At 51.5% G+C, this 24,333-nt stretch carries 19 protein-coding genes; 11 read left to right on the top strand and 8 right to left on the bottom strand.

Going from position 1 to position 24,333, the window contains the following annotated elements; genetic code table 11:
• Positions 1–76 precede the first annotated feature (76 nt).
• From DXV75_RS01410 to DXV75_RS01400, 3 genes are all read left to right on the top strand, one after another.
• Positions 77–3,097, top strand: coding sequence for a TonB-dependent receptor (locus DXV75_RS01410; protein ID WP_115591438.1), 3,021 nt, complete (start codon positions 77–79; stop codon positions 3,095–3,097).
• 243 nt (positions 3,098–3,340) lie between these two features.
• Positions 3,341–4,546 (top strand): glycoside hydrolase family 88/105 protein, encoded by a 1,206-nt coding sequence (locus DXV75_RS01405; protein WP_115591437.1) that lies wholly within the window; start codon positions 3,341–3,343, stop codon positions 4,544–4,546.
• A gap of 75 nt (positions 4,547–4,621) precedes the next feature.
• Entirely contained in the window at positions 4,622–6,061 is a 1,440-nt protein-coding gene (locus tag DXV75_RS01400) for a sulfatase family protein (RefSeq protein WP_115591436.1), read from the top strand.
• A 70-nt stretch (positions 6,062–6,131) separates the two neighbouring features.
• On the opposite strand, the gene DXV75_RS01395 is transcribed toward DXV75_RS01400, so the two are convergent.
• From DXV75_RS01395 to DXV75_RS01365, 7 genes are all read right to left on the bottom strand, one after another.
• Positions 6,132–7,130, bottom strand: coding sequence for an SMP-30/gluconolactonase/LRE family protein (locus DXV75_RS01395; RefSeq protein WP_115591727.1), 999 nt, complete (start codon positions 7,128–7,130; stop codon positions 6,132–6,134).
• Between the two features lie 49 nt (positions 7,131–7,179).
• A complete protein-coding gene (locus tag DXV75_RS01390) occupies positions 7,180–8,208 on the bottom strand; it encodes a Gfo/Idh/MocA family protein (protein WP_115591435.1) in 1,029 nt (342 codons plus the stop codon).
• A 43-nt stretch (positions 8,209–8,251) separates the two neighbouring features.
• The gene (locus DXV75_RS01385; protein WP_115591434.1) at positions 8,252–9,796 is read right to left on the bottom strand and encodes a tripartite tricarboxylate transporter permease; all 1,545 of its coding nucleotides are present in this window, start codon (positions 9,794–9,796) and stop codon (positions 8,252–8,254) included.
• Between the two features lie 14 nt (positions 9,797–9,810).
• The gene (locus DXV75_RS01380; RefSeq protein WP_115591433.1) at positions 9,811–10,623 is read right to left on the bottom strand and encodes a tripartite tricarboxylate transporter TctB family protein; all 813 of its coding nucleotides are present in this window, start codon (positions 10,621–10,623) and stop codon (positions 9,811–9,813) included.
• Between the two features lie 56 nt (positions 10,624–10,679).
• Positions 10,680–11,684 carry a Bug family tripartite tricarboxylate transporter substrate binding protein gene (locus DXV75_RS01375; protein ID WP_115591432.1) on the bottom strand — a complete coding sequence of 335 codons (1,005 nt, stop codon included), beginning with the start codon at positions 11,682–11,684 and terminating at the stop codon, positions 10,680–10,682.
• A gap of 74 nt (positions 11,685–11,758) precedes the next feature.
• Positions 11,759–12,862 carry an isocitrate/isopropylmalate dehydrogenase family protein gene (locus tag DXV75_RS01370; RefSeq protein WP_115591431.1) on the bottom strand — a complete coding sequence of 368 codons (1,104 nt, stop codon included), beginning with the start codon at positions 12,860–12,862 and terminating at the stop codon, positions 11,759–11,761.
• A 28-nt stretch (positions 12,863–12,890) separates the two neighbouring features.
• The gene (locus tag DXV75_RS01365) at positions 12,891–13,544 is read right to left on the bottom strand and encodes a GntR family transcriptional regulator (protein ID WP_115591430.1); all 654 of its coding nucleotides are present in this window, start codon (positions 13,542–13,544) and stop codon (positions 12,891–12,893) included.
• A gap of 120 nt (positions 13,545–13,664) precedes the next feature.
• Between DXV75_RS01365 and otnK the strand changes: the two genes are divergently transcribed.
• From otnK to DXV75_RS01325, 8 genes are all read left to right on the top strand, one after another.
• On the top strand, positions 13,665–14,957 hold the full coding sequence (gene otnK, locus DXV75_RS01360) for a 3-oxo-tetronate kinase (protein ID WP_115591429.1): 1,293 nt from the start codon (positions 13,665–13,667) through the stop codon (positions 14,955–14,957).
• A complete protein-coding gene (locus tag DXV75_RS01355) occupies positions 14,948–15,586 on the top strand; it encodes a class II aldolase/adducin family protein (protein WP_115591428.1) in 639 nt (212 codons plus the stop codon). The genes otnK and DXV75_RS01355 overlap by 10 nt, the downstream gene beginning before the upstream one ends.
• Positions 15,587–15,594: 8 nt before the next feature.
• Positions 15,595–15,882, top strand: coding sequence for a putative quinol monooxygenase (locus DXV75_RS01350; RefSeq protein ID WP_115591427.1), 288 nt, complete (start codon positions 15,595–15,597; stop codon positions 15,880–15,882).
• A 611-nt stretch (positions 15,883–16,493) separates the two neighbouring features.
• Positions 16,494–17,084, top strand: coding sequence for a transcriptional regulator BetI (gene betI, locus DXV75_RS01345; protein ID WP_115591426.1), 591 nt, complete (start codon positions 16,494–16,496; stop codon positions 17,082–17,084).
• Between the two features lies 1 nt (position 17,085).
• Positions 17,086–18,549, top strand: a complete 1,464-nt coding sequence (betB, locus tag DXV75_RS01340) for a betaine-aldehyde dehydrogenase (RefSeq protein ID WP_115591425.1) — start codon at positions 17,086–17,088, stop codon at positions 18,547–18,549.
• Between the two features lie 9 nt (positions 18,550–18,558).
• Complete coding sequence (gene betA, locus DXV75_RS01335; RefSeq protein WP_115591424.1) at positions 18,559–20,211, top strand: choline dehydrogenase; 1,653 nt, start codon at positions 18,559–18,561, stop codon at positions 20,209–20,211.
• 157 nt (positions 20,212–20,368) lie between these two features.
• Positions 20,369–21,586, top strand: coding sequence for a BCCT family transporter (locus DXV75_RS01330; protein WP_115591423.1), 1,218 nt, complete (start codon positions 20,369–20,371; stop codon positions 21,584–21,586).
• Positions 21,587–21,590: 4 nt separating this feature from the next.
• Positions 21,591–22,295 (top strand): TorF family putative porin, encoded by a 705-nt coding sequence (locus DXV75_RS01325; RefSeq protein WP_115591422.1) that lies wholly within the window; start codon positions 21,591–21,593, stop codon positions 22,293–22,295.
• Positions 22,296–22,413: 118 nt separating this feature from the next.
• On the opposite strand, the gene DXV75_RS01320 is transcribed toward DXV75_RS01325, so the two are convergent.
• Complete coding sequence (locus tag DXV75_RS01320) at positions 22,414–24,240, bottom strand: 2Fe-2S iron-sulfur cluster binding domain-containing protein (protein ID WP_115591421.1); 1,827 nt, start codon at positions 24,238–24,240, stop codon at positions 22,414–22,416.
• Positions 24,241–24,333: the final 93 nt, after the last annotated feature.

Raw genomic sequence — 24,333 nt, 5'->3', positions numbered from 1 at the left:
GTTTAAATTTTGTTTGATAATGGTTTATTTTGTGTATAAGTTTTTATCTGAGAACACGTAGACGGGGAACAACACAATGAAAAATCTATTTCAAAGACGCTCCAGTTTAGCCATTGCAGTAGCGGCTTCCTTGAGCGGTCTTTCCACTGCTGCCATGGCACAGGAAAGCGACAGCTCAGAGAGCGCTGACAATACGGTTGAAGTCATTAACGTAACCGGTATCCGCAGCGCACTGGCCAGCGCCCTTGCAGAAAAACGCTATGCCTCCAGTATCAAAGAAGTTATTCAGGCCGAAGACATCGGTAAACTGCCCGACCAGAACCTGGCGGAAGTGCTGGAAAACATCACCGGGGTGCAGATTGACCGGACTGCCGGTGTCGGTACTGGCGTACAGATTCGCGGAACCAACGCCAACCGGGTGGAAATTAACGGTGTCGCAACTGTAGGCTCAGGTGACGGCCGCACCGGCATCAGCTTTGACGACCTGCCTGCTGCGCTGATTTCCTCTCTGGAAGTTATTAAAGTTCCTACTGCCGAAACCGTTGAAGGTTCTGTAGGTGGTACCATCAACCTGCGTACCCTGCGGGGCTTAAGCCTCGATGAACGTGTAGCCACATTCCGGGTACAGGCAGAAAACAGTGATTTGGCCGACAGTACCTACCCTCGCATTTCAGGCACGTTTGGCGACAAATGGTCCACTGACGCCGGTGACATTGGAGTGGTTTTCACTGCCAGTTACGCAGAGCAGGATGTGGCTTCCTTTGACCCCCGTTACGACCGTGACCGCGAAGTACTACCGGATTCCGGCCGCGCCAGTGCCGAAGACTTCCCGTTTTTCCGTACCCAGTTCTTTGATCAGGTCATCACCCGTTACGAGTACGAAACCAAAAACTACACGGCCTCTTTTGAATACGCCCCCACCAATGACGTAAAAGTGTATTTTGATGCCACCATCAACGATCAACAACGGGCACAAAAAACCTCGCGGGCTTTGTTCTCCGGTACCGGGGCCAACTCGGTGGTAGACAATACCATTAATGAAGAATTTGAAACCATCAACCTGGGCACTATAGACGGCCCCAACGGCCCGCTGGTACTGGGTGAAGTGCAGGCGGTACTCAGCGGCATCATCCGCGCCACCGAAGGTTCTGATCCAAACCTGCGCGTAAGCGGTATCACCGGCTCCCGGGTCACTGACAGCCGCGTGTTTGCGCTGGGCAGCGAATGGGCGTTGGACAACCTGATGCTGTCGGCAGAAGTTTCTTACGCCGATTCCGATTCCGTATTCCCCAGCATGAATACCACACTGGACTTCATTAACCCCAACGCCATGCAACCCGAAGAACTGGGATCACTGGATAACGCGGTTCCAATGGTGTTTGACGCATCCGGTGGCACCCTGCAGTTTGCCATTGCCGAAGGTTTGCCCGAGTCACCTTCGACTGCCGACATGCTGAACCCACAAAATTATGCGCTTCGTCAGGTAGCGCGTGGACTGAATAACCGTAAAAATGACGAAACCGCGTTTCGGTTTGATGCCGCCTACGATGTGGCTGATTTGAACCCCTTCTTTGTTGAAGTGAAAGCCGGCTTGCGCTGGAACGAGAGCTCAACCGAGTTCAACGATGTGGATGCGAGTTACAACTACACCAGTACTGCCAACCATGCCAACCGCCCCCGGGCCAGCCTGTTTTCCGATATCATCACTGCAGGGCCGGACAACTTCAACGCCGCGGACAACCGTACCCTGTACGTACGGGATTACCTGATGGTCAACAACGACCTGGCATTCAGCAACCCTGCAGCGGTAATTGATGCGCTGAACAGTGCCCTGGTTACCGCTGGGCTTGACGCAATGGATGAACCTTCCGTTAATGTCAGCTCATTCTCGGATATTTCCGAAGAAACCCTAGCCATGTACCTGCAAGGTGATTTCTCCTTCGATATTGGTGATATTCCCATCAACGGAAACGTGGGTGTTCGCTACATCGACACCGAAGTCACCTCCATCGGTAACAACGCCCAGGATAACGTTGTTCTTGAACGCATTGTTGATACCTCAGACTACGACTTTGTGCTGCCTCGATTTAACATTTCCGCCGAAGTCACCGACGACCTGCTGATTCGTGGCGGCATCGCTAAGGACATCCGCCGACCTGACTTCAACGACATGTCAGTGTCAATTAACTATCCCGGTGGTGCCGGAGCCGCCGTCGTCAGAGGTAACCCTCAGTTGAAACCGGAACAGGTATTATCGTTCGACATCTCGGCCGAATATTATCTGTCAGAGGCCAGTTTCTTCAGCATTGGTTTGTTCCATAAAATCCGGGAAGACATTTTTGCCACTGTACGTGACAACCCGGCTGAGCCCATTGGTGAAAGTGGACAGATTGAGCGTGATATCACCGCCCCCTGTGAAGAAGGCGGGATTTTCAACCCCACAATTACCGACCGCAACGTATGGTCTTCGGTAACCGAAGGTGCCGGTATCTGCGTTCCGCTGGAGAGTATTTTCAACGTTGAAAACGAAGAAACCCAGACCGGGGTAGAAATAGCCTTCCAACAGGATCTGTCGGCCTGGGAAGACTCATTAGGCTGGGCATCCGGTTTTGGTATTATCGCCAACTATACCTATCAGGAAGCGGGCTCGAAAATCGATTCCTACAACGACGGTAGCGGTGATGGTAACGCCCTGAACAAGATCCTGGGCCGCACGGATACTGACATGTCTACGCCGACCCTGGACGACGACGTAGTTATGGAACGTATAGAGCTGCTGGATCTGTCACAGGATTCCTACAACATCACACTGTTCTACGACAAATACGATTTGAGTGTGCGCGCACGCTACACCTGGCGCTCTTCATTCAAGACAGACGACAAAATCAGTTTTGACCTTAACCGCATCGTCGATGATCGTGCCCAGCTCAATATGAGTGTTAGCTACGACATCAACGACATGTTCACGGTTGGCCTGGAAGGCGTCAACCTGCTGCGTGGAGACCGTAACCAGTGGTGCGTTAACGAAGGCGCGCTGTTCTGTTCACAGGGCCTGACTGACCGCCGGGTAATGCTGGGCGTCACCGCCCGCCTGTAATTCGACCTTTTGTCATAGTGAATGCGCATCAGCCCCTGTTGCTGATGCGCATTTTTTTATGCCCGTTACCGTCGCCCAAAGCAACCACAAACAACCCAATACAATCACAAATAGTCATAATTAAACAAAAAACAATCACAAAACCCTTCACACCACGTCAACGAATTGTTATAAATCTGCTTCAATGCGTTAACGCTTTTGCCTACGCAAAGGAACACATTTGAAAACCGGGGGTTTAGGGATATGAAGCCATTTTTGCGTACCGTTTCCGTTGTCATGACAATGGCATTATTAGCTGCCTGTTCAGCAAAGACTCAGAGCCAGCTCAGCAGAGCCAAAGATGAACCGACAGCCTCCCTGCCACAACCGCAACAGGTTTTACAGAGCATTGAAAAAGCCGCTAACTGGCAAATTGCCCATACCTCTTACATGCCTCACGTGGGGCGGGCCAGAAAAGGCTCTGAGGCTTATGGGCGCTGGATCCAGGGTGCGTTTTACAAAGGCCTGACCAAAGTTGCAGAGCGTTCGGAAAACCCCTTTTACGAAACCTGGATAGGTTATGTTGGCAATGATCACGACTGGCGTCTGGGGCGGGTAAAGTACTTTGCAGACGATCAGGTTATTGGCCAGATGAACCTGTGGTTCTACGAACGTCATCCCGACCCCGACGTTATCGCACCACTTATCGAAGCGTTTGATCCAATCATCGAGCGAGCCGCCGATACCAGCCTGGAGTTTGTTGACGGGCGCAACGAAGACAATGTTCACCCCTGCCAGGTTCGCTGGTGCTGGGCAGATGCCCTGTTTATGGCTCCACCCACCTGGTTTGGTCTGACTCAGGTAACCGGCGATCCGAAGTATATGGACTACGCCCACAAGGAATTCAAGGCAACCATCGATTACCTCAGAGATGACAAAACCGGCCTGGTCTTTCGTGACTCCCGCTACTTTACCCGTACCGGAAAATTCGGTGAGCCGGTTTTCTGGTCCCGTGGGGTTGGCTGGGTGTACGCAGGTGTTGTCAATACCCTGGAATACATACCTGAGGATCACCCATACCGGGCCTACTATGAAAACCTCTACATTGAACTCACCAATACGCTGGTGAAACTGCAAAAGCAGGACGGCTCCTGGCCCATGTCACTGCTGGGCGGTGAAAACTACGCCGAGCCTGAATCCAGCGGTACCGCATTTTTTGTCTACGGTCTGGCCTGGGGCGTCAATCAGGGCTTACTTGGGCAATCTGACTACCTTCCCTACATTGTAAAAGGCTGGACGGTGCTAGAGAGTTCATTGCACCCGGACGGCAAATTTGGCTGGGTTCAGGGCGTGAATGACAAACCCGATGTGGTGACTTACGAAGATTCGCAACTTTATGGCGTAGGCGCCTTTTTGCTGGCAGGTTCCATGATCTACGACCTGGCTCTACAACAAACAAAATCCGAATAAATAACCATGTCGGCAAATGCGTTTACTTTAACGCGCGGGCATACTGGTAATAAAGTCAACCATCAGGAAGTGTAAATGCTTTACCTACAAAAGAAAAATGTATTCACCTGCAATAATCTGGGCAAAAAATTGCGCATTGCTCTGTTTTCGATGGCAGTTGCGACTCTGGGCGCCTGTTCCAGCGCGAGTACACAGTCTGGGCCAAGCTCGGCAGCGATCTCGGATACCCCGCCGCCCAACATTGTTGTCATACTGTCTGACGACCACGCTTGGAACGACTACGGCTTTATGGGCCACGATATCGTTAAAACACCAGCACTGGATAACATTGCCCACGAAGGGGTAACGTTCAAACGTGGCTACGTTCCCACCTCACTGTGCCGCCCGTCACTGGCCACCGTCGCCACAGGCTACTACGCATCGCAGCACGGCATTACCGGTAACGATCCTTCCCGATTGCTGCCTGGCGGCAGAGAGGGCGAACTTTACCAGCAGCAACGTGGCGAAATCATTGCAAAAATCGACACGTTGGACACCCTGCCGGAACTGCTCAGGCAAAAAGGCTACGTGTCCCTGCAAACGGGCAAGTGGTGGGAAGGCAGCTATCAGCGCGGCGGCTTTGATGAAGGCATGACCCGCGGCTTTCCTCAGCCAGGTGGCCGCCATGGTGACGACGGCCTAAAAATTGGCCGTGAGGGGCTGGACACCATTTTTGAATTTGTAGACCGGGTAAGTGCTGAAAACAAACCCTTTTTAGTCTGGTATGCGCCCTTTATGCCGCACACCCCTCACACACCACCAGAGCGTATTCTTGCAAAATACACCGACAAAGGCCTGCCCATTTCCATCGCCAAATACTATGCGATGATCGAGTGGTTCGATGAAACCAATGGACAACTGATGGAGCATCTGGAGCAAAAAGGCCTCAAGGACAACACCCTGATAGTGTACGTTTCCGACAACGGGTGGATTTCCAACCCAACCAAAACCGACGGCTTTTTACCCCACTCCAAGCAAAGCCCGGGAGAAAGCGGTGTGCGCACCCCAATTATGTTCTCGCTGCCAAGCCAGTTGAAAGCGCAAATGCGCCCTGAGCCAATCAGCAGTATTGATATTCTGCCCACCATTTTGGGCGCTGCGGGCATTGAGGTACCGGAAGGACTGCCAGGATTAAACCTGTTTGACAATATGAAACAGCAGACGCCCATTGAGCGTGACACCGTTTTCGGAGAAGGCTTTGCCCATGATATGGGTGATCTTAATAATCCGGAAGCTACACTGCTTTATCGCTGGGTGATCGAAGGGCCATGGAAGCTGATCCTGAGCTACGATGGTGAGAACGTCTCCTATCAGAAATACCACGAGGATGTTTTGGTTCCTCCACGGCTCTACAATCTGCTGGAAGACGAACACGAGAAACATAATCTCGCAGAACAACACCCTGAACTGGTTGAGCGCTTGTCACAGAAACTGACCGACTGGTACCCGGTAAAGGAAAGAAAAATTCTGCAATAAAAGGTTACTATTCAAAAATGAATCAGCCCTCCCAAACCGGGAGGGCTTTTTTATTAACGTAAAATCTGCTTCAGTCGTCAAAATGCCAGTGGCTGGGTTTAAGGCCTTGATACACAGAAGCAATCTGGGCCACCTGCTGCCCCAGTAAACAGCCCATGTTTATTTTCGATAAATCGTTGCCGGAAAAAGCCAGCGAACTGATGTTGTTCAACCGTTCACTTTTTACGTTATCCAGATGGGGGCGGCCCATCTGATGGGTCAGATATGCCTGCTCAACCCATTGCAAATGCGCCTGATCCACATCTTGCAGCATTAGCCGGGTTTCACCACTATTCGGGTTCACCCGCACTACGCTGTTGCTGACAATGCTGGTTACCCATAGGTACCCCTCGGTATCCATGGTCAGGCCATCCGGATAGATACCCTGCCCGTACTGGGCTGCGAGCGTTGGATTAATAAGGTTGTTGTTTGCGTCAATGTCGTAGCGCAGGGTTCCACGACTGAAAGTTGCGTTAACATAAAGAGTGTTGCCATCGGGAGTAACATACACTTCGTTGGTGTAACCAATATTATCAGCCACAATGCGGGCACTGTGCTGGTCTATAAGCACGATAAACCCGTCTTGAACATCCGAGCGGTAGCCCTTTGCCCTGGGGATCTGGCGGGTACTGACCGTTAGCCAGTAGCGCCCCTGATGGTCCAGATAAATAAAGTTACTCGGTGGCAGGGGCTGCCCCTCAACCTCCAGTAACCAGGGTTCAATGTTGTGCTCACGGTCGATGCGATAAACGCCCCCATCCGCCGTACCCAAATGTGCGACCAGAAAGCTGCCGTCGGGTAACAAGCAAATACCATTGGGCTTTAAAATACCGGGTGGATCCTCTCGCCCTGCCACTTCACCACCGCCAAAGAACGTACACTGGCCATCTGGCGCAATGCGGCTCACACCACCACGAAAGTCGGATACATACAGATTGCCGGCGGCGGTTGCCAGCACACACTCCGGGCGCACCAGACCTGAGCCGGTAAAAGTGATGTCATTAAGGTTTAACGCTGGCGGGTAATTCATGGTCACTACTGGTCCCTGTAAAAAATCACTGGCAGTTAACGAAAACGCATTAAAAGGCGATCAGGTTTCCGCTGTGCGCCGAATGATATATGGCCTGTTCAATTTCGATGTTTTTAAGGTACTCAAAGCCCTGATTTTCCAGCGCTGCGCCGGTAAGGTAATGTGCGGCTATGTGCTCGATGGTATTAAATACACAATCCCCCCCGAAGTGCTGATCCCGCCATTCATAAGGCTGTTCAACCCACTGTTGGCGGCCAAATTCGCGCAGCAGTATGCCCCCTTCGCCATTCAAGCGCAGTTCCCCGTGGGTACCGGCAATTTCCATTTCCCCCATGGTACGGCGGGTATTAGTGGCACAGTGGTCCAGCAAGCGATTGCCGTCGAACACCGCCTGAATGCGGTTTTGAAATTCAAACAGGATAAGCCCGGCATCCTCGCCTTTAATGTGGGGGTTGCAGCGGCGCAGCTTGGCGAACAGATTATTAGGTTCACCGAACAGAAAACGAAAGGTATCGACCAGATGGATAGCGGTTTCGTGCACCAGAAACTTGGGCATTTGCTGAAAATAGGGCTGGCGCGCCAGGTAGGCCTCGGGGCCCTGGCCGTCTCCCGGGCGAAGCTTGAATTCCACATTGAGAACTTCGCCCAGCCTGTTTTCATCAAGCAGTTGCTTGATTTTGCGATACCAGGGCATAAAGCGGAAATTTTCGTGCACGATGAGTTTAATGCCCGCATCGGCGGCAATCCGGGTCATCTCTTGTGCCTGTTCCAGGTTTTCACCAAATGGCTTCTGACAAATCACATCAATACCCAGCCCGGCAGCAATTTTTACCGCCTGGAGGTGGGTTTCCGGCGGGGTTATTACATCCACCAGGTCCGGTTTACAGCGCTCGAGCAAGCGCTGCAGATCATTATCGTAGTCCCCAATGTTGAACCTTTGGGCAAATTCCATGGCTTTGTCCCGATTGCGATTGTTGACTCCAACAATCGTTGCCCCCGGTAAGCGGTTCCAGGCTTCATAGTGGAACTGGCTGAAATACCCGGTTCCTGAACACACCACAGTTAAATTATCAGACATAATAGCGCCTTAAGGGATTTAGCAAGCAACAGGATCAGCACATTCAGACCACCGGGCTTTTGCGTGCAAGCCGTGAAAACAGCCCAGCCCAGAAAGAGGTGGTCCTGGTTCTTACCGCCGGTATCTGATTAACAATGAAGCAGCCAATGATCACCAGCAAAATCACTGCAACCGGACGTTCAAACATGGGCAGGAAGCTGCCCTCACTCAACATTAACGCACGCCGCAGGCTTTCATCTGCCATGCCACCCAGCACCAGGCCTATCACCATGGGTGCAATGGGAAAATCCATTTCTCCCAGAAAATAGGCCGCGATGCCAACCGGTATCAGAATGTACAAATTGAAAATACTCAAGCCGAGCGCATACCCGCCCAAAATACACAGTATCCCGACTACCGGAATAAACAGCGGTGCCGGGATGGTCAGCAGTTTCACCACCTGCTTTGCCAGCAACATACCATTTGCCCACATGGCGAAAGACGCCAGCACCATAATGGCTGTCACTTCGAGCAGAAAATTCGGATGGTCTACTTCAATAGAGGGGCCCGGGGTAATGCCGTGCAGCAGCAACGCCCCAAGCAACATGGCCGCAGGCGGGCTGCCAGGGATCCCAAGGGTCAGCAACGGGATCAAGGCGCCGCCAATACAGGCATTGTTGGCTGTTTCTGACGACACTATTGCTGCTTCAGAGCCCTTGCCGAATTCCTTCTGCTGTTCAGGCGTACTGGCATTTTTGGCCGTGCTGTACGACACCCAACCGGCGATATCCTCACCAATCCCCGGTACAGAACCAACGCCAACCCCAATGGTTGATGAGCGAAAAATATGTTTTATGTTTCGGGTGATGGCAGATAATTCCGGCAGAATCCGCCCAAGTTTAGGCGCTTCGGCCAGTGACCGCCGCTCTGACAACACCCGAATCACCTGCGGGATGCCAAACGCGCCGATGAGCACAGGCACAATCTCAAGCCCGGCATCCAGTTCGCTGAAGCCTGCCGTGTAGCGGGGAAAATACTGCAGAGAGTCCCGCCCGATAGTTGCCAGGAACAACCCTATCAATCCGGCTATCCAGCCCTTGAGCACCGTGCCCGGGCTGGTAAGGGTGCCGCTGATAACAATGCCGAACAGGGCCAGCAAAAAGAATTCCCAGGAGGTAAACTGCAACGCCATACTGGCGATAAAAGGTGACAGGGTAACCAGGAACAACAGGCCAATCAGGGTGCCAATAAACGACGCAGTGGTAGTAAGCCCCAGCGCCCTCCCGGCCTGGCCTTTCTGTGTGAGTGGGTAACCATCCAGCGCCGTTGCCGCTGCCGCAGGCGTGCCCGGTATGTTGATGAGAATTGCCGGGTAGGACCCACCATATATCGCCCCCACGTATAACCCGAGCAGAGCAAGCAGGGCCACATCCGGCCCAAAACCGTAGGTCAGAGATGTTAACAATGCGATTCCCAGAGTCGCTGTGAGCCCGGGCATAGAACCAAAAATGATGCCGACAAAACTGGCTCCGAAAACCACCAGCAGATTGGTCGGGCTCGTTGCCAGGGCAAAGAGTGTTGAAAAGAAGTGGGAAAATTGCTCCAGCATCACAAGCCTCCTGACTACTGGAAAGCCAGTACGTCGTATACCAGATAATTCAGGAAATCACTCACCGTACCGTATTCCACCGGCATAGGTACATACAGCAGGAAGTTAAAAGTGCAAACCAACAACAGTGGAACCAGCAGAACCACCAGAACCTGAATCACCGCACGTTTGCGATCCTTGTTCTGAGGAAAGCACACACTTAAGGTCAGCAGGCACATCAATGCCATCAGCATACTCAAGTCGCTGTACCGGATGGCATCCTCATCGTAGTTTATGCTCAGCCAATGGGTATCTTCTGATACGTTGACGTTCAATTTGACGGCAATCAGACATAGGGCCAGCACCAGATGCAACGTGCTTGAGCGGCTCAGACCGTTAACCATCGGGTAATAAAAACGACTGGTAAGGGACAACAGAAATACAACGGAGGCAAGATAGAAGTCGGTGGAAGGAATATACACATACACGTAAACCAGCAACAAGCCAATCACGTACCAGCGGTCTTTTATACGCTCATTACGCCAGTCACCCAGCCACCCTCGCAGTTCACCAAAGCCCCTGAAACCCTGCTTTCGGGTAGCTTTATAAAGCAACATTCCACTGCAAATTACCAACAGACCGCACACCAGTAATGGGAACAACGCCGGAGAAACAAACCACTGGTTATCTACCCCGCCATAACTGCCTGACATCGGAAAGCCCAGAGTATGAACCAGCAATGCCACGGCAACCGCCAGCAACACCAGCGCGACCTTAAAATCCTGCTGCGCATCAGCTGCCGACCCGGCAGTCAGAACTGTCGACGGCGCGTTTGACTGTTGTTCCATGGGTTACCCAATCTCTGTCTACTCATAGTGGCGAACCAGCTCCCTGATACCCAAAATCAGGGTTTGGGGATGCCAAATTTGTCTGGTGAAAACTTGTTCGAACCCAGCCCCTGCAAGGTCCAGGTAAAATACGACTCCAGTGCAGCAAACTCGTCGCGGGCCGCTTCACCATGCTTGCCAGACAACTGATAGTAATTGTCCCTGGCCCATTGCTTTACCACCGGCGACTGCATGGCGGCTTCAAAGGCTTTACCCAGTTTTGTTTTTACGTCGTCAGGCGCATTCTGGTGAACCGCAAAACCAATGGCCTGGCTGAGAGGCAAGTGCTCCGCTAGCTCAGGGTAAAGGCCGAACGCACTGGGAATAGTACCAACACCTTCCAGCTCAAATGGTTCAGGGTGCAGCATTGCCAGCGGGCGCAATTTGCCACCGCGGATCAACTGGGCCTGCTCTGCCATGGAGGTGATCACCACATCCACTTCGCCAGTGATGGCGGCCGTTTGAGAGGGAGCCGAGCCAGGGTAAGGGACAAACTGAAAATCTACGCCACTGACACGTGCCAGCTCCAGCAGATACAGATGGTGAATGCCCCCCGTTCCGCCGGCCCCGGCTTTATACGCCTGTTGTGATTGAGCCTGATGAGCCACGAGGTCCTGCAGTGATGTTATTGGTGAGTCAGTATTGACCGAAATGACGTCCGGCGAACTGCCGACGATGAACGGCGACCAGACATCAAAACGCTCGTTCCAGCCTCCGTTCACCGCTGCCACCACGTTAGAACTGGATATGCCCACCAGGTTGTAGCCATCCGGGCGCTTGCTAAGCACAGAATTCATGCCAATGGAGCCGGCTATGCCGCCGGTTTTATTGACCACGTTGATGCGGGTGTCGAGCACTTTGGCCATTTCAGCCATGATCATACGATTCACCGCATCTGTGCCCCCACCTGCCGACCACACCACCGTATTGGTGATTGGGCGTACCGGATAAGGCCGCGCGGCGTGGGCCAGAGTGGCGATGACACTCGCCATAATCAGCGCCGGTAGAATGATCTTCTTCATAGTGCTACTCCGAATCATTTTTTGTAACCTGCCAATCCTGCCGGTAAGAAAAACTCCCCCGGGCATCGGCTTAGTCAGGCCAGTTTGTCCAGTTCTGCGAACACCAACGACGAAATCGCCTCGGTACCGGAAGTGCCTCCAAGTTCATAAGGCAACAAGGTACCGGTGGCATAGGCATTCTCAACTGCCGTGTCGATTTTACGCGCGGCCTCAATGGCACTGGAATTATCGTGCTTGTTGCCCAGCCAGCGTAACATCATCGCGGCTGACAAAAACATCGCGGTCGGGTTGGCTTTACCCTGGCCAATGATGTCGGGTGCCGTACCGTGGCAAGGCTGGAACACCGCTTTTTCAATGCCAATATCCGCTGAGGGTGCCATGCCCATGCCGCCCATTAGGCCAGCGCCCAAATCCGACAGAATGTCACCGAACATGTTCTCGGTGACAATCACATCAAACTGCCACGGCCGCCCCACCAGCTGCAGGGCCGCGGCGTCGACATATACGTGGTTGTTATCCACATCGGGATTTTTCGCTGCCACTTCGTCGAAGATTTGCCGCATGTAATAAAACGACCCTAACACGTTTGCTTTATCAACACAGGTTACCAGGCCCTTGTATCCTTCATTCCTGCGCTGGCGACCCAGTTCGAAGGCGAAGTCAAACAGGCGTTCACAGCCTTTACGGCTGATTTTCTGGGTGTCGTACGCTGCCTCATCAGCACCTTCGCCCTCAATTTTGAACTTTTCCCGGCTGGCAAACAGGCCCTCGGTGCTCTCACGTATCAGAATGAAATCAAGATTCTGCGCCTTCTCTGAGGTAAGCGGTAACGGCAATCCTGGCATGGTTTTCACCGGCCTGACGCCGGCGAACAAATCCATTTTTTCCCGCAGTTCCAGTTGCGGGGCAATTTCCCGCCCGTCCGGATAACGAATGCTCGGCATTCCCATGCACGCCAACAATGTGGCATCGCTGTCAAACGCGTGCTGCAAGGCTTCTTCGGGCAGTGAAACACCGGTTTCCTTGTAATGCACTGCGCCCGCAGCAAATGAGCTGTAATTCAGGCTTACCCCCCCAACCTGCTTGCAGACCTTGTCCAGCAATTCCAGACACACTGGCGTCACTTCATGGCCAATACCATCTCCGGGTAATACGGTTATTGAGAATTCTGATTTCACTGTTGCTGTTTCCTGTTTCCGTTGGATATCACAAATGATCCAGCCGATATTGTCTGATGATCCGGACTAAACTGGCGCCGCCGTTCACACGGTGCTGGCGATGTATCGATACCGCTTTTTGCGGATCTTTATGTTTTATCGCTTCAATCACCTGCTGATGATCAAGCGTTGAATTAACCGGCTTGTCCCGTAACTGCAAGGTAAAGTAACGGGCGCGATGGGCAAGATCCCAATAATTCAATACGGTCTGCTTCAAGCGGGCATTGCCGCAAAAGGCCAGTAGCAGGCGGTGAAAATCTTCATCCGCTTTGGCCCAGGCTTCGAGGTCGTCCCGCTCCAGTGCTTCGGCCATGGCTATTCCGGTCTGTTCAAGCTGGCCAATTTCCTCGTCCTGCAAACCCTTGTTGGCAATAACCGACACCGCTTCGCACTCCAGAGCGGTAATAATCTGATAGACCTCCTGCATGTCATCTGCAGACAGAGGCAACACCTGCATACCGTGGCGGGGCTGCACTTTGATCAACCCCTCATTTTCCAGCTTAACCAGCGCCTCCTTGAGCGGAGTACGGCTGATCCCCAACAGCTCAGCCAGCTCTTTTTCCAGAAAGAAGCGCCCGGGTTTTAACTCGTTGTTGAGAATTTTTTCCCGTAATTCTTCGTAAGCACGCTGACTTAATGACACGGCTTTACCCTTTCAATTCGCACGTTGAACACTAATCCGCTGTTACAGCGAACAAGGTACTGTAAACTTCAAATAATATAATGTATAAGTTAATGTATTGCTAATGCAAGTAAAAGAAATATGAACAAAGTGACTGACTCTACCCCCTGGCTGGGGTGCATAGCTGACGATTTTACCGGTGCCACAGATTTGGCCAGCTTCCTGGTTGCAAGCGGTTTGCGCACCATTCAGGTTAATGGGCTGCCTACGCCTCAGCAAATTGCCAATATCAAGGACGTGGATGCCGTTGTGATTGCGGTTAAATCCAGAACCATCCCAGTCCAGGACGCAGTTGAACTGTCACTGGCCTGCCTGGAGGTGCTGCAGTCACTGGGATGCGCTAAATATTACTTCAAATATTGCTCAACATTTGACTCAACGCCAGAGGGCAATATCGGGCCGGTTATCGACGCACTGATGTCAAAGCTTAATGCAGCCTCTACCGTAGTTTGCCCGGCATTGCCGGTTAACGGCCGTACGGTGTATCAGGGCCATCTGTTTGTGTTTGACCAGTTGCTGCATGAAAGCCCAATGAAGGACCACCCGCTGACACCAATGAAGGATTCTTCACTGGTCCGGATGATGGAAGCCCAAGGCACAGGTAAAGCGGTATCGATCCCAAGCCAGGTCGTTGAACAAGGCCCGGGAGCATTAACAGAAGCGCTGGAAACCCAACGCGTGAACCATCATTATCTGGTGCTGGATGCCCTCAGTACCGACCATCTCAAGTGCATTGGCGAATGCCTGTCATCATTCACACTGATTACCGGCGGCTCTGGGCTGGCCATCGGTTTGGGAAAAGAGTTTGAGGACTGTGGCGGAAACCTGACAGAAGTAACCAGTAGCGTGCAGCCCATCGCCGCACCAACGCTGGTGCTGAGCGGCAGCTGTTCTGCCATGACCCAAAAGCAGGTTGCCGCGTATCGCACCAGTCACCCGGTCATGGAGCTTGACCCGGCAAAACTGGTGACCGGCGAACAGTCGGTGGATTCCATTATTACATGGCTGGCTTCGGCAATTGACCGGGCTCCGCTGGTCACAGCCACCGCAGCTCCCGACATCATTGCTGAAAATCATCAGAACTATGGCGCCGAATTCATCGCTGGCCTCATAGAACAAACCTTCGGTGCGCTGGCCATTGCAGCCAGTGACCAGCTGGGTGTGCGCAATTTTGTAGTGGCGGGCGGAGAAACTTCGGGCGCGGTGGTCAATGCACTGGGTGTGGACAGCTTCTATATTGGCAAATCCATCGCCCCCGGCGTGCCCATGGTACAAACCCCTGGTGAACAGCCGATAAATCTGGCCCTCAAATCGGGCAATTTCGGCCAGCAAGACTTTTTCTTTCAAGCATTGGAAACCTTATCATGTTGTTAACCGAACACATTGCCAAACAAAAAATTGTCACCTATGCCAAGTCCATTTTTGACCGCGGCCTGACGTCCGGTGCGTCTGCCAATATGAGCATCCGCATCGCTGAGGGCTGGGTAATGACCCCCACCAACACCTGTTTCGGTTTTCTGGAAGCGGACGAGTTGTCGGTGGTCAGTCACGACGGCACCCTGTTAAAAGGTGCGCCGCCGTCGAAAGAATTTCGCCTGCACAAAGCCATTTATGACCAACGCCCCGATGACACCTGCGTGATCCATCTGCACTCCACACACGCCACTGCCCTTTCATGCCTGCCGTGTGACGATGTCACCAATTGTGTTCCCTGTTACACCCCGTACCTGACCATGCGCCTTGGGGCCATTGCCATGGTGCCCTACTTTGCGCCGGGCGACGACAAACTGGCAGAAGCTGTAGGCGCGATTGCCGCCAGTCACCCCGGGATAATCATGGCCAACCATGGCCCCATTGTTTCGGCCCCCGACGTGGAAAAATGCGTTTATGGTATGGAAGAACTGGAAGAAAGCTGCAAAATTGCGCTTATGTTGCAGGGCAAACCGGCCAACCGCTTGCTTGACAGCGAAATCCAGGAATTAATTAATAAATTCAAAAAGTAAGGATACGTATGTACATTGTAACCGTGAAATTTCTTATCAATGAAGGCCAGATGCAGGCGTTTATGCCGGCAATGCTCAAACAGGCTGAGGACTCTCTTTCCAACGAAGAAGCCTGCACCGTGTTTGATGTTGCGGTGAGTGAAAACAACCCCAATCTGGTGTTTCTGTACGAGATCTACAACTCAAAAGCCGATTTTGAATATCACCTTGAAACCGAACATTTCAAAACCTTTTCAGACAGGGTCGGCCCGCTGGTAGCCGACAAACAGGTGGAATGTTTCCACCTGCAGAAATAATTCTCCCACAACCAGGGACAGGCCTCGTCAGCCCATGGAAAATTCAATTACCCAGACCACCGCGATTTTCTAGGGCCTGTTGATCTTTTTTATTTAACATTTGTTCATTCTGAGCACTTTCAGGGCAAAGGCGAGGACCTTCAAGCTTAGTCTGCGTACCCTTTGCCATTAGCCCCTGTGGACAAATTCAGGCCCAGTTCCGGTATTTTAATGGCCCTCCCGGGCCAGAAAAGATCCGGCGTGGGAGTTTGATGGCTCCTAAGGGCAAGCAAACATTGGCTGGCTCGTCAGCCAACACCCCTCTGCGTTCAAAACAATGTTTCATACTTTTTAAAGTCCCGTTCAACCTCTGCCAAAGCTTGCTTTTTAGTCGGCATATACTGGTTCCCTGACCTGCTCCACCTGAACGATTTTGATATTAAAATTACATTCAACTCAAACCAATTGCTTTTGCTTGACTACATTAGAGAGTGAAATCAAGTTATTGAAATTCATATAAATATAATTCAAATAAGGATGTTAAGAACAAAAAACCATCAACCAAAGGCTTGATTAATTAATTCGTACTGTTTAAAATTTATTTTAATTGAACAGTCAATCAATAAAAAATTATGCCAAAAGTAGGAATGGAGCCCATACGTCGCCAACAGCTTATTGAGGCGACATTGGAGTCAGTTGCAGAGTTGGGCTTACACGCTACGACCATTAACAGTATCAGCAAACGAGCCGGACTATCGTCGGGAATCATCAGCCATTATTTTGGTGGTAAAGACGGCCTGCTCGAGGCCACAGTGAGATTTTTGCTGAACAACTTGCGTACCACGCTCGTATCAAAGACCCAAAATGGCTGTACGCCAAAAGAGCGTCTTATGTTTATTGTTGAGGCAAACTTTTCCGTCGTGCAGCAAAGCGCCCGTTCAACCAAAACCTGGTTGAGTTTCTGGGCTCAGTCGATGCATGCCCCTCGGTTGGGGCGATTGCAACGTATCAACGCCCAACGTCTTTATAGCAACCTACTGTTTTCGTTGAATTCGTTGATGTCAAAATCTGACGCGCAAAAAGCCGCCAAACTCAGTGCCGGCATGATAGATGGGTTGTGGCTTCGGGCGGTATTAAGCCAGGCCAATGAAACGGAGTTCAAAGAGGCGGAGCAACTCGCAAAGCACTACATCGAGAACTTAATTTCATTGAGCGGAGACTAATATGACCCTGCCAGTATATCAGAACTTCATACACGGCCAGTTTGTCGCGAATAACGGCGGCAACACTTTTTCAGTCAAGAATCCGGCGACCGGGCAAGAGATCTATCATGTTGAGGAAGCCGATGAATATGTACTAGCTCAAGCTATCGAAAGTGCAAAAAAGGGCTTTGCACAATGGTCAGCCATGAGCCCAGTGGAGCGCAGTCGCATCTTACTCAAAGCCGTTGCACTGCTGCGTGAGCGCAACAATGAGCTGGCTCGACTGGAGGTCCTGGATACGGGCAAACCGATCCAGGAAGCTGATTGCGTAGACGTGGAAACCGGTGCTGATGTCATAGAGTACTTCGCAGGCTTAGCTCCTGCCCAACTGGGCTCCCAGCAAACCGTGGGGCAAGATTTCTTCTACACCCGCCGTGAACCACTTGGCATTTGTGCCGGTATTGGTGCATGGAATTATCCGCTTCAGATTGCATGTTGGAAATCGGGTCCTGCACTGGCGGCGGGCAACGCCATGATTTTCAAGCCGTCAGAAGAAACTCCGATGGGAGCAATCAAACTCGCGGAGATCTTTATCGAAGCAGGCATGCCTGCCGGTGTTTTCAATGTGGTTCAGGGTGCCGCCAACGTCGGCCAATGGCTGACCACTCATCACGACATAGAAAAAGTGTCTTTCACCGGTGAGGTGGGTACAGGCAAGAAAGTGATGCAAAGCGCTACCTCGAACCTGAAGGAAGTCACGATGGAGCTGGGGGGGAAATCACCGCTGCTCGTTTTTGATGACGCGGATATCTCTCAGGCCGTCAGTGCTGCCATGCTGGGTAACTTCTACACCCAGGGTGAAATATGTACTAACTGTACCCGGGTCTATGTGCACAAAAACATCTATGATGCCTTTTTGGCGGAGCTGAAGACCCGCACCGAAAACAACATTATCGCCGGCGATCCATTGGATCCGGACGTGAATCTGGGCGCTTTAATTTCCGAAAAGCACCAGAAGCTGGTACTCGATTACATCGAAAAAGGTAAAGCCGAAGGGGCAACATTGCTCACCGGTGGGTATGCCTTATCTCCTGAATCAGCCCCAAACGGTTACTTCGTTGCGCCGACGGTGTTTGTCGATTGCCATGACGACATGACCATTGTCAAAGAGGAGATCTTCGGGCCTGTAATGAGTGTGTTGGTGTTTGAAGATGAAAACGACGTAATAGCACGTGCCAATAACACTGATCTTGGTCTGGCGGCAGGCGTATTTAGTACGAACATTCAACGTGCCCATCGGGTTATTCACCAGCTAAAAGCCGGGATCTGTTGGATCAACAGTTACGGCAACTCACCTGCTGAAATGCCTGTGGGCGGTTACAAGCAGTCCGGTATCGGCCGGGAAAACGGCGTTGAAACGCTTAACAGTTATACCCAGACCAAATCGGTTTATGTGGGTATGAGCCAAATTGAAAGTCCGTTTTAAGGAGGCAGCATGAGCGATTTCGATTACATTGTTGTAGGCGCGGGGTCTGCCGGATGTGTGCTGGCAAACCGTCTGTCTGCCAATCCTCACAATCAGGTGCTGCTGCTTGAAACCGGCGGATCCGACAAAAGTATTTTCATAAAAATGCCTACCGCATTGTCGATCCCAATGAATACCAAGAAATATGCCTGGCAGTTCCATACTCAGCCAGAGCCGTTTCTGAACAACCGCGAGATGCATTGTCCTCGGGGTAAAGTGCTGGGAGGTTCTTCATCCATCAATGGAATGGTCTACGTACGTGGTCATGCCAAAGACTTTGATGAGTGGGAACAGCACGGTGCTGAAGGCTGGAATTACCAGGCGTGTCTGCCGTATTTCAAAAAAGCCGAAACCTGGTACCGCGGGACAGATTCCTATCGTGGTGGGAGTGGCAAAGTCGGTGTAAACAACGGCAACGAGATGAAAAACCCTTTGTATAAGGCGTTTATCAAAGCCGGAGAACAGGCAGGCTACGCGGTCACCAATGACTACAACGGCGAGCAGCAGGAAGGTTTTGGCCCGATGCATATGACCGTCAAAGATGGCGTGCGCAGTTCCACCAGCCGGGAGTATTTGGATCCGGTTAAAAACCGCGACAATCTGACCATCATTACCGGCGCACTGGTAAGCCGGGTATTGCTGGAAAACAAAAAAGCTGTAGGTGTGGAATACCGGGTCGGCAGCGCCACAAAACAGGCCCGCTGCAATAAAGAAGTGATCCTCAGTGCCGGTCCGATAGGCTCACCACACATTTTGCAGTTGTCAGGAATTGGCGATGCAGAGGTTCTGAAAAATGCCGGCGTAGATGTCCAGCATGAACTACCGGGAGTGGGTAAAAATTTGCAGGACCACCTGGAATTCTACTTCCAGTACAAGTGCAAACAACCGATTACTCTTAATGGCAAGCTGGGACTACTGTCGAAGGCCAAAATCGGTACTGAGTGGATCCTGAACCGCACTGGATTGGGTGTGACCAATCACTTTGAATCCTGCGCGTTTATTCGCTCCAAACCCGGTGTTGAATGGCCGGATATCCAGTATCATTTTTTACCGGCCGCGATACGCTACGATGGCAAGCAGGCCTTTGAAGGGCACGGTTTTCAGGTACATGTTGGTCATAACAAGCCCAAAAGCCGTGGCGAAATAACCCTGCAGTCCAGCGATCCAGCTGTGCCGCCGAAGATCCAGTTTAATTATCTGGAACATCCGGACGACATTGAAGGGTTCCGGGCCTGTGTCCGTCTGACCCGGGAAATCATTTCCCAACCAGCATTTGACGAATTTCGGGATGGCGAAATCCAACCCGGCGAACACGTTCAAAGCAATGACGAAATCGACCAGTTTGTCCGTCAGGCAGTTGAAAGCGCTTACCACCCGTCCTGTTCCTGCAAGATGGGTGAAGACAAAATGGCGGTTGTTAATTCTAAAACTCAGGTACATGGTATTGAGGGATTACGAGTGGTGGATTCATCCATCTTCCCGACCATCCCCAATGGTAACCTGAATGCCCCCACCATCATGGTTGCAGAAAAGGCCGCAGACCTAATTCTCGGCATTCAACCCGAAACCAGTGAACCCGTGCGCGTGGCACCCAGCCAGGACTGGCAAACAACACAACGTTAATTCGGACGTGCTTTTCAGACTCCTCCCCGAATCAGTTCGGGGCCGGGAGAGCATCAACACGGCTGTTGCTATTTATTCCAGGGACCAAAAGCGCATTTTTCACACTAAATAACCGGAGTAGTTATGAGTTATTTTTATTCGTATTGGGAGGGTGACAATGACCATTTGGCTTAGTGCAGGTATCCTATTTACCCTGTTGTCGGTGGCTTACTTTATCTACAAGTGGGGCAATGTTCCCGTTGTGGGCGTAACCCCTGTCAGAACCTTTACTTTCATTGCGATCTTATTCACGTCCGGCCTGGATGTTGGCTTAATCATGTTCCCGCTCACCGAATTCGCGGGTTATGCAGACATAAGCGCAAGCCCAGAGTATGGCTTTACCAATCCCCTCGCTATCGAGTTTGGGTTTTGGGGCTTTCTCATCTGGGGCTTTTACTTTTTAACCTGCTTTTATTTCTGCGTAATAGAACCGAAAGTAAAGTTCTTTGAAAAACCATTAGTCAAAGTGATCAATAACGTGGTGATCATTGGCACCTGTGCCTTTACGGCTTACCTGTTGTTGTCAAATCTGCCGTGGTACCTGCCAGCAATCGGAGATGGCGAGTCCATACTGCCGGTATTTTACCTGATCGTTTTCGCAGCAATCGCCTTTGCGGTTTACTCAAGTACCGACATCAAGTATGTGCGCTTTTTGAGCCTGTCCACCAGCTGGCTGTTTATTGCCCTGATTGCATTTATGGGTACCTCAGCCTTTGCGTTTGGAGACAGCGAAGTATCCAGCTACATGGACAACCTGGCGATGCTGGGCGACTACTTCCCCAACATGCACCACTTTGTACTGCCGCTGAATGACTATCATGAGTTCTATCTTTTCTGGTGGTTTGCCTGGAGCATTATGATTGGTCAGTTTACCTCACGTTTTGTGGGTGGCCTGAAGACCTATCAGGTCTTGCTGGCGATGTTGATCTTTCCTTCGATCCCGATCGCTACCTGGTTAGCAGTTCTGTATCACTATCATGATGCAGGAATTTCAACCGAAGGGTTGCTGAACTTTGCCATGGTTTTTGTAGGTGTGGTGTTTGTTATCAATTCACTGGACTCACTGATCCGACTGTACACCGATAACCTTAATCTGACGGTCGAGCGCCTGGGTAAAGCTAACTACATCATTTTGAACATTGCAGCACTGTCTCTGTTGACGCTGCTGTTCAAGCTGAACTTTCTGCAAATCCAATGGGTGGGTGCTCTGGTAATAGCCATCTTTTTCGCATGCTTTGGTTACATTCTTTACCAAAAGCATCACACGGTTACCAACATTAGTGGTTCCCCAAAAGAGAACACCATCGATTTCAGTAAAATTGAGAGTATGAGTTAACGTTATGAAGTCATTAATTAATACCCTGATCTTTTCCCTGGCGCTGGTTAGCACCACGCAAACTGCACACGCTGACTGGAGCACCTCGGTAACGGCAGCTTCGGACTACACCTTCAATGGGGTAAGCCAGACACAAAATTCTGCGGCCATCCAGGCTAGTCTGGACAAGGCGTTTGATGGGGGTTTTTACGCTGGAACCTGGGCCTCCAATGTGGACTTTGGTGGCGAAACCAACATTGAATGGGATTTTTATGTCGGCCAGTATGTGCAACTGAACAAACAGTTTAGTGTTGACTACGGCATGGCCTATTACACCTATCATGGTGGTGACGCATCCAGCGATGGTAACTACCCGGAAGTTTATGCCAATTTTGGCTATGCTAATGCACTGGGTAACACAGAGCTAAACTTCTGGTACAGTTGGGATTACTTTGGTACCGGTGCCAACCACACGGTGAGCATGGTTGCCCACACTTTCCAACTGGCACCCAACCATGCCCTTCGGGCCAGTTTCGATGTGTCTAATTCCTGGGACGGCGATAAATGGAGTTGGAACGGTAGCGACAGTTCATATCACCACTACCGACTGGCTTATCAAACCAGTCTGGCCGGCTTCAGTGTAGAAATAGCAGCAGAAAACACCAATCTGGACTGGGACACGGCAGACGAACGCATTGTACTGAGTATATCCCGCACATTTGGGTTTTAACTGAACAATTATCAAGGGCGCCGAAGACGATCTGCGCCCTTGATATTTCCACCACAGTTACCCCGTCAACGACTATCAACTCACCGGATAACCCGCAAGCCATCTGTACCCCGGCATATCAGGCAAAACTATCAAAGTACAGATCTTTTGCTTCAACGCCGAGCTCTCGCAGCTGGTTCATCGCATCGTCCATCATGCCTGCTGGCCCGCAGATAAAGTATTTCGCCGCCAGCAAGTCGCTGGTTGTGCTATTGGCAAACAGCACCTGCTGTGCATACCCGGTCGCGCCTAACCAGTCGTCCGAAGCCCTGGACAGCACCGGGGTAAAATGGAAGTTGCTGAACTTACGGCTCAGGGCAAAGAACTCTTGCTGATACAACAAATCCTCTTCGGTTCGGGCACCAAAGTAAAAATTTATCGGCTGCGTAGATTTCATCACCCGCAACCGCTCCAGAATGATCGAACGCAGCGGTGCCATCCCTGAGCCCGCCCCGATCAGAATCATTGGCCCTGAGTAGTCTGGCTCGGCATAGAAATCCTCGAACGGCCCCATTGCATCCACCCGCTGTCCCGGCTCCATATTACACAGGTATGACGACCCTACCCCAGCCGGAACTCCGGGCTCAGGGGCACGCTGGTATTTGATGGCAAACACAAGTTCTTCGGATGTGTGACTGTCACTGGCCAGTGAATAACTGCGCAAACAGGCATGGCGTTCAAACTGCTCATCAGGAACCCCTTCCCAGTTGCCGGCATATTGGTGAGGGATGTTTTTAGGGCGCACGTCACCGTGCCCATGAGGAATAAAGAAGCGCACAAATGCCCCGGCTTTATAGGTCAGGCGGTTGCCAATGACTTTGAACCTCAACTCTTTGATATTCGAGCTGACAAAGCGGCTGTTAGTCAGTTCCAGCGTGACCTTTTTGGCATCTGTCACGTCAAACAGGGTCATGTCCTGAACGTCAGTGGAGAAGTGCTGACAGGCCAGTCGGAAGCCCTGCTCCAACTCGTCAACAGAGAACTGCTCATGGTCTGCGGATGTGGGTTCCGTTGATGGGTTAATCAGTACCTTGCACCGTCCACAGGTGCCGCCGCCACCACAGGTAGACGGCAGGGCTATACCGTGCTCAGCCAGTCCGTCCAGAATATTGGTGGCACTGGAAAGCTCGACTTCCCAAAGGGGACGACGCTGCTGATCAAATATTTTGACCGGGATTGTGGCTGACAGCCACGCCACCTTGTACTGCCCGCGGAACGCCAGGTCCACCGTCCAGATGAGTCCGGTTAACGCCAGCCACAGCGTAATAAAGGCAAACAGAATGATTTGAATGTTATTGAAGCTGCCTTCATTTCCGTAATCCATAAAGTGCAGCATGAAGAAAATGTCGGCCAGGCGTTTATGCGCGTCACTGTGGCCCACCACACGACCGGAGCCAGCTTCAATGTAGACGCTGGTGTCAATGTCATCGGCAAAGTTAACCCGCCAGGTAGCATTCTTTTGCTTGGGGAAGTCTTCCAAAGGCGGCTGCAACAAGGTCACAGAATCCACCGCCCCCGGTCCGTTGTATGACTGACGGGCCAGCCGGGTAGCAAACGACGCATCGATATCGACCCGCTCGCCACTGTATGCATCCACCAGGCTGTAGTCATTTTCAAAGTCCCGGTATAGCCCCAATTTATGAGTAAGCAGGTAATAGGGCTGTCCCAGCAACTCAATTTGCGTAATGACAACGCTTTTAGGATTACGCTGCAACACCGCTTTTGGCTCTACCAATGCGGTTACATCAATATCGCCCGGTTCGTGATGAGCGTGGCTGCGATAAGTGTGTCCGCCCACCTTGTGGTGGTCCATGAGGTTGAAATACAGGCCGCTGCCTAACCACAGCAAAAACTGCATTCCCACCACTAAAGACGCCCATTTATGTATTTTTCTTATCCACTGCATACTGCTCGCCTCTTAATTCAACGCATCGGTAATGGCATGCCCAGGCGGATTTTTCCTGAAAACCCGGAAATAGGTCAGAAGCAAACCGGACAC

Origin of the sequence: Alteromonas aestuariivivens (assembly GCF_003367475.1) — a bacterium.
Taxonomy (GTDB): domain Bacteria; phylum Pseudomonadota; class Gammaproteobacteria; order Enterobacterales; family Alteromonadaceae; genus Alteromonas; species Alteromonas aestuariivivens.
This window is presented reverse-complemented; position numbering and strand designations above follow the sequence as displayed.

What these genes read in the sequence shown, in the direction of transcription:
- DXV75_RS01405 (WP_115591437.1), top strand. Translation starts at nt 3,341, where the DNA reads ATGAAGCCATTTTTGCGTACCGTTTCCGTTGTCATGACAATGGCATTA.
- DXV75_RS01375 (WP_115591432.1), bottom strand. Translation starts at nt 11,684, where the DNA reads ATGAAGAAGATCATTCTACCGGCGCTGATTATGGCGAGTGTCATCGCC.
- betA (WP_115591424.1), top strand. Translation starts at nt 18,559, where the DNA reads ATGAGCGATTTCGATTACATTGTTGTAGGCGCGGGGTCTGCCGGATGT.
- betB (WP_115591425.1), top strand. Translation starts at nt 17,086, where the DNA reads ATGACCCTGCCAGTATATCAGAACTTCATACACGGCCAGTTTGTCGCG.
- DXV75_RS01385 (WP_115591434.1), bottom strand. Translation starts at nt 9,796, where the DNA reads ATGCTGGAGCAATTTTCCCACTTCTTTTCAACACTCTTTGCCCTGGCA.
- DXV75_RS01325 (WP_115591422.1), top strand. Translation starts at nt 21,591, where the DNA reads ATGAAGTCATTAATTAATACCCTGATCTTTTCCCTGGCGCTGGTTAGC.
- DXV75_RS01380 (WP_115591433.1), bottom strand. Translation starts at nt 10,623, where the DNA reads ATGGAACAACAGTCAAACGCGCCGTCGACAGTTCTGACTGCCGGGTCG.
- DXV75_RS01395 (WP_115591727.1), bottom strand. Translation starts at nt 7,130, where the DNA reads ATGAATTACCCGCCAGCGTTAAACCTTAATGACATCACTTTTACCGGC.
- betI (WP_115591426.1), top strand. Translation starts at nt 16,494, where the DNA reads ATGCCAAAAGTAGGAATGGAGCCCATACGTCGCCAACAGCTTATTGAG.
- DXV75_RS01390 (WP_115591435.1), bottom strand. Translation starts at nt 8,208, where the DNA reads ATGTCTGATAATTTAACTGTGGTGTGTTCAGGAACCGGGTATTTCAGC.
- otnK (WP_115591429.1), top strand. Translation starts at nt 13,665, where the DNA reads ATGAACAAAGTGACTGACTCTACCCCCTGGCTGGGGTGCATAGCTGAC.
- DXV75_RS01355 (WP_115591428.1), top strand. Translation starts at nt 14,948, where the DNA reads ATGTTGTTAACCGAACACATTGCCAAACAAAAAATTGTCACCTATGCC.
- DXV75_RS01330 (WP_115591423.1), top strand. Translation starts at nt 20,369, where the DNA reads ATGACCATTTGGCTTAGTGCAGGTATCCTATTTACCCTGTTGTCGGTG.
- DXV75_RS01350 (WP_115591427.1), top strand. Translation starts at nt 15,595, where the DNA reads ATGTACATTGTAACCGTGAAATTTCTTATCAATGAAGGCCAGATGCAG.
- DXV75_RS01410 (WP_115591438.1), top strand. Translation starts at nt 77, where the DNA reads ATGAAAAATCTATTTCAAAGACGCTCCAGTTTAGCCATTGCAGTAGCG.
- DXV75_RS01400 (WP_115591436.1), top strand. Translation starts at nt 4,622, where the DNA reads ATGCTTTACCTACAAAAGAAAAATGTATTCACCTGCAATAATCTGGGC.
- DXV75_RS01320 (WP_115591421.1), bottom strand. Translation starts at nt 24,240, where the DNA reads ATGCAGTGGATAAGAAAAATACATAAATGGGCGTCTTTAGTGGTGGGA.